This is a genomic window from Streptomyces graminilatus, assembly GCF_001418565.1.
Lineage (GTDB): Bacteria > Actinomycetota > Actinomycetes > Streptomycetales > Streptomycetaceae > Streptomyces > Streptomyces graminilatus.
In genome coordinates this window covers 1-8560 of the sequence record NZ_LIQQ01000197.1, presented here as the reverse complement: position 1 = coordinate 8560, position 8560 = coordinate 1, and the positions used below count along the sequence as shown (strand labels likewise).

Genomic DNA, 8560 nt, shown 5'->3' with positions numbered 1-8560 from the left:
GGGCGGATCGGCCCCGCGCGGCTGGAGCGTCCCCGGCGCCCCCGAGCCCCAGGCTCTCGACAACAACGACGCCCTCGCCCTGATCAGCAGCAACGCCCTCACCCTCGGGCAGTCCGCGCTCGCCGTGCACGAGCTGCGCGGGCTCATCGCCGCCACGCAGGTCGTCGCCGCGCTCTCGCTGTACGCCGTCGACGGTTCCCACGAGGCGTACGCCGCGCCCGTGCACGCCGCCCGCCCGCACCGGGGATCGGTCGAGGTCGCGCGCCGGATGCGGGAGCTGATCGGCTCGGCGGCCCGGCCGACCCCTCCCCTCGGACGCATCCAGGACCCGTACGGCTTCCGGTGCCTGCCGCAGATCCACGGGCCCGCGCACGACGCGGCGGACGCGCTGGAAGGGGTGCTCGCCATCGAGATCAACGCCGCCGCCGAGAACCCGCTCATCTCCACCGAGGACTTCACCGCCTACCACCACGGCGGCTTCTACCAGGCCCAACTGGCTCTCGCCCTCGACCACTTCAGGCTGGCCGTCACCCAGGTCGCCCGGCTGTCCACCTCGCGCCTGTCAACCCTCAACGAGCCGGCCTTCACTCGCCTGCGCCCGTTCCTCGCCGACCACGAGCCCGCCGCCTCCGGGGTGATGATCCTGGAGTACGCCGCCGGCGCCGCCCTCGGTGACCTGCGGGCCTTCTCCGCACCCGCCTCGCTCGGGCACGCTGTACTCTCCCGGGGCGTCGAGGAACAGGCCAGCTTCGCCTCGCTCGCCGCCCGTCAGACACTGCGCGCGTGCGGCGCGTACCGTCTCGTCGTCGGCTGTGAACTGGTCGCCGCCGTACGGGCGCTGCGCCAGCGCGACCTGCGGCCGGACCCGGAACTGCCGGCCGGCCGGGCGCTGGAGCTGGCCGAGTCGGTCCTCGACGCCGAAACGGCCGACCGGCCGCTCACGGAAGACGTGACAGCGGCTGCGGCACTGCTGGACCGGTTCACGGACATCTGGAGGGGGAGCGGGGAATGAGCATGTCGGGTACGGACGAGGGCGGCAGCGGCAGCGGGGGTGCGGGTGCGGGTACGGCCGGTACGGGGACGGGTGCCGCTGGTGCCGGTGCGGGTACGTCCGGTGCCGGTGCCGGTGCGGACAGGGATGAGGCTTGGGAGGTGGGGGGCGGCGGTGCGGGCGGACACGTGCCCGACAGCCCGGCCGCCCGGCTCCACGCCCTCTTCGAGGGGCACCGGCTCACTCCGACGCAGCGGCGCATCGCGCACAGCATGGTGCGGCGGGCCTCCGAGGTGCCCTTCCTCTCCAGCGTCGAGCTGGCGGAACTGGCCGGTGTCAGCCAGCCGTCCGTCACCCGCTTCGCCGTCGCCCTCGGCTTCGACGGCTACCCGGCGCTGCGCCGGCACCTGCGCGAGGTCGCCCCGGCCGAACAGAGCGCCGAGCCGGGCTCGTACAACGAGTACCAGCAGGCCGTCGAGGCCGAGATCGAGAACCTGAGGCATCTGGCGGAGGTGCTCGCCGACCCGCGTCCGGTGCAACGGGCGGGACAGTTGCTCGCCGCCTCCCGGCCCCTGCCCGTCCTCGGACTGCGCGCCGCCGCCTCGCAGGCGTACGGCTTCGCGTACTTCGCCGCCAAGGTCCACCCGGACGTACGGCTGCTGAACGAGGGCGGCACGATGATCCACGACCGGATCGACGCCGCCGTGCGGGCCGGGGCGACGGCCCTGCTGTGCTTCGCGCTGCCCCGGCATCCGCGCGAGGTCGTCGACACCCTCGCCTATGCCCGGTCGGCGGGGCTGGCCGTCGTCACCGTCGCCGACTCGGCGTTCGCGCCGGTCGCCAAGGTCTCCGACCTGCTGCTGCCGGCCGCCGTCGGCACCGGGCTCGCCTTCGACACGGCCTGCGCGCCGATGCTGCTCGGGCGAGTCCTCCTGGAGGCCATGTGCGACGACCTCCCGGACGCCCAGGCCCGCCTGGAGGAGTTCGACGCGGGGGCGGCGGCTCGGGGGTTGTTCGTCGAGTAGGCATCGACTGGGCTGGATCCCTGGATCCCTGGATCCCTGGATCCTTGGGGCGGACGGGGGTCCGATTCGGATTCGGTGGTGCGTCGGCCTGCGGGTCGGTGGGGGCTGGTCGCGCAGTTCCCCGCGCCCCTGAAAGGTTGCCCGTCCGTAGGTGCTCGGCTGCGGGCCCGGTGGGGGTTGGTCGCGCCCCGCGGCGGAGCCGCAGATCAGATACAGCCCCGCGCCCCTGAAAGGTCGCCCGTCCGTAGGTGCTCGGCTGCGGGCCCGGTGGGGGTTGGTCGCGCCCCGCGGCGGAGCCGCAGATCAGATACAGCCCCGCGCCCCTTAGAGGGCGCTGCCCGCCCGCCCAACCTGCCTGGCTGCGGGCAGTCGTGCCGCTGGGGCGGCACGGGTGGGCGCGGCGGCACTCCGTACAGCGCCGGTGGACTCGCTCGGCCCGCGCTCCGGCGCCCCGGCGGGCACGCCGGTCCAGGCCTACCTCGCCACGGGGATCGCCGCGGGCGACGCGACCCCGGGCGGGGCGCGCCGCCGCAGCGGCGTATCCGTCCAGCTCTGACCTGGTCGGCGGAGTCGGGTCAGACCTCGATCTCCGACTCGATCCGCTTCAGCTGGTGGCGGGCCATCGCCAGGTTGGAGCGGTTGATGTCGAGCACCAGGTAGAGGAAGAGGCCGTTGCCGCCGCGGCCCTTCATCATGCGGATCAGGTGGTACTGGCTGGAGAGCGTGATCAGGATGTCCTCGATCTCGCCCTTCAGACCCAGGTGCTCCATGGTGCGCATCTTGGCCCGTACGACGTCGGTGTTGCCGGCGGCGGCGATGTTCAGGTCGAACGTCTTGCTGCCGCCCATGGTGCCCAGGGCCATGCCGCTGGTGTAGTCGACGAGTGCGACTCCGGTGGCGCCCTCGATGGAGGTCAGCGCCTCTTTCAACGCGGTCTCTGTGGTGGCCATGACGGTGTTCCTCTCCTGCTTCCGGTTCAACTGTCTGTGGTGGTGCGCGCGTTGGGCGTGGTCGTCGGTGTCGTTGGGGTCGTCGGTGTCGGTGTCGGTGTGCGTGGCGCGCGTTGGGTTCTGGGTCGGGTGGGCATGGGCATGGGCTTGGGCATCGGAGTGGGTTCGGGGGTCGTCGGAGGTGTGCCCGACGGGCCGGTCGGGGGCGGCTCCAACTCGGCCGCCGCGTCCACCAGTTCGCCGATACGGAGGCCGGCCCGGCGGCCCTCCAGGTGCAGGCGGCCGACGTTCACGCGGTCCTGGGCCAGCAGGGTCAGGACGGCCGTGCGGCCCGCCGCGTACGTCGCCACATAGCCGTACACCCCCCGGATCAGCAGCTCGCGGAAGTCGCCCTGGCCGGTCGCGTCCGCCATGCGCACGGCGACGCTGAGCGCGGTGGCGGTGAGCGCCGCGACCGTCTCCGGTTCGACACCCGGGGTGTCGTGGACGAGGACGAGACCGTCGACGCTGGCCGCGAGCGCGCCGGTGAGCTGGGGGACGCGGGCCCGCAGCCGGCGCAGTTCGTCCATGACCTCGGCCTCGGCTGCCATGAGTTGTTGTCTCCTCTCGGCACGCGGGCGCTGCCGTTCAAAGGGCCTCCAGCGCATCCCTGAGCCTCTTCAGCAGCGTGATGTTCGGGTCGGCGAACGACGGCGGCAGTGTCCCGGGGGGAGCCGGGGGAGCGGACGATACGGACGATGCGGACGGTGGCGGAGGAGCGGTGACGGCCGGGGGCGGCGGGGCCTTCGGGGCTATCACTCCCGCGGCGGCCAGCCGCCGTACGTCCACCAGGGTGTGGAAGGCCGGGCGGGCCAGCGCCAGGGCGATGTCCGCCGCCGTACGGACACCGTTCACCAGGGCCAGTACGGCATGCTGGCGGGCGGTGACCGTCGGCGCGGCCGGGCTGCCCGAGAGGAGCAGCGGGGCGCTGTCGGGTGCCGGGTCCGGCCAGATCCGGTGCAGCAGGGCGCGGCGGCGCAGGGTCTCGTGCTCCACCGCCGCCACCGGCACCGGGCGCACCGGACCGAGCCAGTGCCTGTCCCCGTACGTGAAGTGCCCCGGCGCGCCACTGGGCGAGAGGGCGAAGTACGCGGCGTCGTACAGCGCCCCCAGGTGGCACACCTCCAGGGCGCCCGCGCCGATCCGGCCGCTCTCGACCAGGAACCGTCCGACCCGGCTGCGCTCACCGGCCGCGCCCACGGCGTCCCGCCAGCCCGCCGCGTCCAGCGTGCCGCGCGCGGTGAGCAGCACGTCGAGGCCCGGTACGGCCGGGCTCTCGGCGTGCACGACCTCGCCGTCGGCGAGATACAGCGAGCCGCGCTCGCGGACCAGGACGCCGGTGGCCCGCTCGGTGGCGAGCCGGCCGAGCATCGGCGAGACCCCGCCCCACGCCCGCTGCCGGGCCGCCGCCCTGTCCCGGACCGGCAGGCGTGGCGGCGGGGTCGTCAGATCGGTGCGCAGAGTCGTCATCCGAGCACCAGCCGTCCGGCCATCTCGCCGAGGCGAATGCGGGCCAGCGCGAGATTGCCGTCCGCGCGGGCCAGCCACAGGTGCAGGAACACACTGCTGTCGAAGCTCGTCGCGACGAACCGCAGGACGTGATAGCTGTCGCGGTTGCTGATGATCAGGTCCTCGACCGGGGGATCCTGCTGCTGCTCCAGCGGGCCGCCGGTGGCCCCGCCACCGAATCCGTCGCCTGACCCGTCGCCGAATCCGTGGGCCGGCTCGTCGTCGTCCTCCGGGGCGAACGCCCGGTGCTCGACGGCCATCCGGGCCAGCTCGGCGGCCTCGGCCGCCATCGTCTCCGGATCGCCGCCCGGGGATTCCCCGACGGTGCCCAGTGCCAGCCCGCTGGTCCAGTCGACCAGCGCGGCGCCCCGGGCACCGGGCAGCCGCATGGCTTCCAGTAGGCACTCGTCGATTCCGGGCACCCTTGACCCCTCCCGCCTGTCCCGCTCGCGTCCGTCCGGCTGGTGCTCGGCCGTCCCACCTGGTGTTGGCCGACGGATGTCCGGCCAACCGGCGTTCGGCTGAGTGACGCAGACGCTACGCAACGTGTGCGCGACGAGTGAGACATCCGGCATTTCCCGGTGGAACATGCGGCGGATGACTAAGGTGGGTCGGCTGAGCCCAGGTTCAGATCAGTTGGCCTGCTTGTTTCCCGGGGTCCGTCAAGGGCGTGCGGAGGGGGAGCCGGTGGGAGTGAGGGTGGTGAGCGTGGAGGCGTGCGCCCCGCCGGATTCGGCCACGATCTCCGCGACGGTCTGCGGCTCCCGCACGACGGCGAAAGTGACGCCTCCCGCCCCCGCACCCGCGTCTCCGCCCGGCACGAAGCCGTAGATCCCGGGCCGGGCAAGGGAGTTGTACGCGTAGTGGTGGGCGAAGAAGTAGGCGCCGGTGTCCAGCGCCGCCGCGTGGTCTCCCTGTTCGAGCAGCGGCAGCGCCCGCCCCTCGGCGAGCAGGTCGCCCGCGAAACAGGCAGGTCCGGCCACGTCCTGCACGACGTCCGCCCCGGACTTGGGGAGCCCCTTCCCGTCGTACGCGGCGATCCTGAGCGGCCACGACCCCGGCGCGTACACCGTCCGCGTCGCGACCTGGACGCCCGCGTGCGTGACCGCGACCGGCCGCCCGCCGGCGCTCTTCGCGTACTCGACGCGCGCCACCACCGTGCCGTGCTTGGCCAGCAGCGACCGGCCGAATTCGGTCACCAGCCCGTACCGGCCGTCGAACAGCCCCGGCACCGCGTCGCTCAACAGCCGTGCGTACTGCCCGTACGTCGGACTCGTCGCGTCCGACGCGAAGTTCACCGGCAGCCCGCCGCCGATGTCGATGGTGTCGACCTGCCGCCGCCCGACCCGCCGGTTGATCTCCTCGGCGAGCGCGTACGTCTCCGCCACGCCCCGCACCATCAGCGACAGCGGGATGCCCTGCGACCCGGTGTGCGTATGCAGCCTGGTCAGCCACGGGCGCTCGGCGTACGCCCCCACGATCCACTCACGCGCCCCCTCGTCCAGGAGTGCGACCCCGAACTTCGAGGTCGCGGTGGCGGTGGAGGTGGCCCCGATCGACCCGCCGCCGATCTGCGGATTCACCCGGATCCCGATCGGGGACCGGCTGGTCGCGGACCCGTTGTCCCCGGACCGGCTGTTCGTGGACAGGCCGTCCGTGGACCGCATCAGGGCGTCGATCCGGGCCAGCTCCTGCGGGTTGTCGGCGTTCACGGCGATGCCCAGCGCCAGGGCCTCGCGCAGCTCGGCGCGGGTCTTGGCGGGGGAGTCCAGCACCGTCCGCTCCGGCGGTACCCCGGCGGCCCGCGCCAGCGCCAGTTCCCCGGGACTCGCCACCTCGGCCCCGATCCCTTCCCTGTGCAGCAGCCGCAGTACGGGCACCAGCGGGGTCGCCTTCACCGCGAAGGCGTGCAGGACGGGGGTGCCGGGCGCCGCCACCGCGTCGAAGGCGGCGCGCAACTCGGCGGCGGACTCGCGGATGCCGATGACATCGAGAAGTCCGACGATGGGTGCGTCGGCGTGGAGCAACCCCTGCTCCACGGCCGCTCGTACGGCCGCGTCCCGGCGGCCCGCTCGAACGGATCCCGCGTGAACGGATCCCGCGTGAACGGATCCCGCGTGAACGGATCCCGTGCGATCGGAGCCTGTGCGATCGGAACCGTTGTTCTCCATGCTCTCCATGTTCGCCATTGCATCCCCCGTGGCGTCGATGTCGTGCCTACAGGTCAAGCCAAACATCCGTGGCGCGCGCAGGACGGCGCGAGAATGTATTGACTAGTTCTATTCATGCGGTCAGGATGTGAATATCCACCGCAACAGTCCGCTATAAGTCCGCTGGGAGGCAGACCATGTCAGGACCCCGCCCCGTACGAGCCCCGCGCGGTACGGAACTGAGTGCCCTGGGATGGCAGCAGGAAGCCGCCCTCCGGATGCTCCAGAACAACCTGGACCCCGAGGTCGCCGAGCACCCCGACAAGCTCGTCGTGTACGGCGGCACCGGCAAGGCCGCCCGTGACTGGCGCTCCTACGACGCCATGGTCCGCACCCTGCGGACCCTGAAGCAGGACGAGACGATGCTCGTCCAGTCGGGCCGCCCGGTCGGTGTCATGCAGACCCACGAGTGGGCCCCGCGTGTCCTGATCGCCAACTCCAACCTGGTCGGCGACTGGGCCAACTGGGAGGAGTTCCGCCGCCTGGAGGCCCTCGGCCTGACCATGTACGGGCAGATGACGGCCGGCTCATGGATCTACATCGGCACCCAGGGCATCCTCCAGGGCACCTACGAGACCTTCGCCGCCGTGGCCGCCAAGAAGTTCGGCGGCACCCTCGCCGGGACGATCACCCTCACCGCCGGCCTCGGCGGGATGGGCGGCGCCCAGCCGCTCGCCGTGACGATGAACGACGGCGTCGCGATCTGTATCGACGTCGACCCGCGCGCCATCGAGCGCCGCATCGAGCACCGGTACCTCGACGTCAAGGCCGACTCCCTGGAGCACGCCCTCCAGCTCGCGGTGGAGGCACGGGACGCCCGCCGCCCGCTCTCCATCGGCCTGCTGGGCAACGCGGCCGAGCTGCTCCCGCGCATGCTCGCCGAGAGTGCCCCCATCGACATCGTGACCGACCAGACCTCGGCCCACGACCCGCTGTCCTACCTGCCCGTCGGCGTCGACTTCGACGACCTGGCGACCTACGCGGCGAAGGACCCGGCCGGCTTCACCACCCGGGCGCGCGAGTCCATGGCCCGGCACGTGGAGGCGATGGTCGGCTTCATGGACGCCGGTGCCGAGGTCTTCGACTACGGCAACTCGATCCGTGGCGAGGCCCAACTGGCCGGATACGAGCGGGCGTTCGCCTTCCCCGGCTTTGTGCCCGCCTACATCCGCCCCCTGTTCTGCGAGGGCAAGGGCCCCTTCCGCTGGGCGGCCCTGTCGGGCGAGGCGTCCGACATCGCGAAGACCGACAAGGCGATGCTGGAGCTGTTCCCGGAGAACGAGTCGCTGCACCGCTGGATCAAGATGGCCGGCGAGCGCGTCCACTTCCAGGGACTGCCGGCCCGGATCTGCTGGCTCGGCTACGGCGAGCGGGACAAGGCGGGCGAGCGCTTCAACGACATGGTGGCGAGCGGTGAGCTGGCGGCGCCGCTGGCGATCGGCCGCGACCACCTGGACTGCGGGTCCGTCGCGTCCCCCTACCGCGAGACCGAGGCCATGCTCGACGGGTCCGACGCGATCGCGGACTGGCCGCTGCTGAACGCGATGGTCAACGTCGCGTCGGGCGCGTCCTGGGTGTCCATCCACCACGGTGGCGGTGTCGGCATGGGGCGGTCCATCCACGCCGGGCAGGTGTCGGTGGCCGACGGTACGAAGCTGGCGGGGGAGAAGATTCGCCGGGTGCTGACCAATGACCCCGGGATGGGTGTCATCCGGCATGTCGACGCGGGGTACGACATCGCGGAGACGGTTGCCGACGAGCAGGGTGTGCGGGTGCCCATGCGTGAGGGTGGGGACGCGTGAGCGGTCTTTCCGGCGGGGGCGGCGACTCTTCGGT

9 protein-coding genes are annotated in these 8560 nt (G+C 72.6%); 4 read left to right on the top strand and 5 right to left on the bottom strand.

Features of this window, described 5'->3' with window-relative positions:
- The 3 genes from AOK08_RS17765 to AOK08_RS48450 form a co-directional block, all read left to right on the top strand.
- Positions 1 to 1012: aromatic amino acid lyase (locus AOK08_RS17765; RefSeq protein WP_079054099.1), on the top strand; the 1012-nt coding region annotated here is incomplete at its 5' end.
- A gap of 2 nt (positions 1013 to 1014) precedes the next feature.
- Positions 1015 to 2016 carry a MurR/RpiR family transcriptional regulator gene (locus AOK08_RS17760; RefSeq protein ID WP_241826988.1) on the top strand — a complete coding sequence of 334 codons (1002 nt, stop codon included), beginning with the start codon at positions 1015 to 1017 and terminating at the stop codon, positions 2014 to 2016.
- A 421-nt stretch (positions 2017 to 2437) separates the two neighbouring features.
- The gene (locus AOK08_RS48450; RefSeq protein WP_422125748.1) at positions 2438 to 2572 is read left to right on the top strand and encodes a hypothetical protein; all 135 of its coding nucleotides are present in this window, start codon (positions 2438 to 2440) and stop codon (positions 2570 to 2572) included.
- Positions 2573 to 2591: 19 nt separating this feature from the next.
- On the opposite strand, the gene AOK08_RS17755 is transcribed toward AOK08_RS48450, so the two are convergent.
- The 5 genes from AOK08_RS17755 to AOK08_RS17735 form a co-directional block, all read right to left on the bottom strand.
- The gene (locus AOK08_RS17755; protein WP_055526731.1) at positions 2592 to 2966 is read right to left on the bottom strand and encodes a roadblock/LC7 domain-containing protein; all 375 of its coding nucleotides are present in this window, start codon (positions 2964 to 2966) and stop codon (positions 2592 to 2594) included.
- A 26-nt stretch (positions 2967 to 2992) separates the two neighbouring features.
- Complete coding sequence (locus AOK08_RS17750) at positions 2993 to 3556, bottom strand: roadblock/LC7 domain-containing protein (protein WP_055526730.1); 564 nt, start codon at positions 3554 to 3556, stop codon at positions 2993 to 2995.
- Positions 3557 to 3593: 37 nt separating this feature from the next.
- Positions 3594 to 4475, bottom strand: coding sequence for a hypothetical protein (locus tag AOK08_RS17745; RefSeq protein WP_055526728.1), 882 nt, complete (start codon positions 4473 to 4475; stop codon positions 3594 to 3596).
- Positions 4472 to 4936: a roadblock/LC7 domain-containing protein gene (locus AOK08_RS17740; protein ID WP_079054097.1), complete on the bottom strand. Its 465-nt coding sequence runs from the start codon at positions 4934 to 4936 to the stop codon at positions 4472 to 4474. Before AOK08_RS17740 ends, AOK08_RS17745 begins: the two co-directional genes overlap by 4 nt.
- Positions 4937 to 5176: 240 nt before the next feature.
- The gene (locus tag AOK08_RS17735; RefSeq protein ID WP_079054100.1) at positions 5177 to 6694 is read right to left on the bottom strand and encodes a type III PLP-dependent enzyme domain-containing protein; all 1518 of its coding nucleotides are present in this window, start codon (positions 6692 to 6694) and stop codon (positions 5177 to 5179) included.
- A 167-nt stretch (positions 6695 to 6861) separates the two neighbouring features.
- Between AOK08_RS17735 and hutU the strand changes: the two genes are divergently transcribed.
- Positions 6862 to 8526: a urocanate hydratase gene (gene hutU / locus AOK08_RS17730; RefSeq protein WP_055526723.1), complete on the top strand. Its 1665-nt coding sequence runs from the start codon at positions 6862 to 6864 to the stop codon at positions 8524 to 8526.
- The last annotated feature ends 34 nt before the right edge of the window (positions 8527 to 8560 follow it).

Coding starts and splice junctions, on each gene's coding strand:
- AOK08_RS17760 (WP_241826988.1), top strand. CDS start 1,015: ATGTCGGGTACGGACGAGGGCGGCAGCGGCAGCGGGGGTGCGGGTGCG.
- AOK08_RS17755 (WP_055526731.1), bottom strand. CDS start 2,966: ATGGCCACCACAGAGACCGCGTTGAAAGAGGCGCTGACCTCCATCGAG.
- AOK08_RS17750 (WP_055526730.1), bottom strand. CDS start 3,556: ATGGCAGCCGAGGCCGAGGTCATGGACGAACTGCGCCGGCTGCGGGCC.
- AOK08_RS17745 (WP_055526728.1), bottom strand. CDS start 4,475: ATGACGACTCTGCGCACCGATCTGACGACCCCGCCGCCACGCCTGCCG.
- AOK08_RS17735 (WP_079054100.1), bottom strand. CDS start 6,694: ATGGAGAGCATGGAGAACAACGGTTCCGATCGCACAGGCTCCGATCGC.
- hutU (WP_055526723.1), top strand. CDS start 6,862: ATGTCAGGACCCCGCCCCGTACGAGCCCCGCGCGGTACGGAACTGAGT.